The organism is Agrobacterium sp. 22-221-1 (genome assembly GCF_053522445.1).
This window is the reverse complement of record NZ_JBNWCL010000049.1, coordinates 1-772: the sequence shown is the minus strand read 5'-3', so window position 1 is coordinate 772 and position 772 is coordinate 1. Positions and strand designations below refer to the sequence as shown.

1 protein-coding gene is annotated in these 772 nt (G+C 59.5%); it reads left to right on the top strand.

Annotation, left to right across the window (positions count from 1 at the left end):
* Window position 1: 1 nt before the first annotated feature.
* On the top strand, window positions 2-772 hold a 771-nt coding region (locus tag ACQZ5N_RS26385; protein WP_448734571.1), incomplete at its 3' end, for a carbohydrate ABC transporter permease.

Sequence of the window (772 nt, the reverse complement as noted above, 5' to 3'; positions counted from 1 at the left end):
CCTGTGGTTCTCGTTCCAGAACTACAATCTCCTCAACCCGGCCAATGTCAGCTTCGCCGGTCTGTTCAATTACCAGTATTTCTACACCGACCCGGCCTTTTTCCAGTCGATCTGGAACACGCTACTGATCGTCGGCGGCGTGCTGCTGATCACCGTCATCGGCGGCATCGCCATTGCGCTTTTGCTCGACAATGACATTTTCGGCCAGGGCATCGTGCGCATCATGATCATCTCGCCCTTCTTCGTCATGCCGCCGGTGGCCGCATTGGTGTGGAAGAACATGATCATGCATCCCGGTTACGGCGTGCTTGCCGATCTTTCCCGCTTCTTCGGTTTCCAGCCGGTCGACTGGTTCGCGCAGTTTCCGCTCTTGTCCATCATCATCATCGTCGCCTGGCAATGGCTGCCGTTCGCGACGCTGATCCTCTTGACCGCGCTGCAGTCGCTCGATGGCGAGCAGAAGGAAGCCGCCGAGATGGATGGCGCCAACTTCGTCAACCGCTTCGTCTATCTGACGCTGCCGCATCTGTCGCGCGCCATCACCGTGGTCATCCTGATCCAGACGATCTTCCTGCTCGGCGTCTATGCGGAAATCCTCGTCACCACCAATGGCGGCCCGGGTTACGCCTCCACCAACCTCGCCTTCCTCATCTATCGCACCGCACTTCTGGGTTACGACGTCGGCGGCGCTTCGGCCGGCGGCATCATCGCCGTCATCCTCGCCAATATCGTCGCCATCTTCCTGATGCGCGCCGTCGGCAAGAACCTCGAC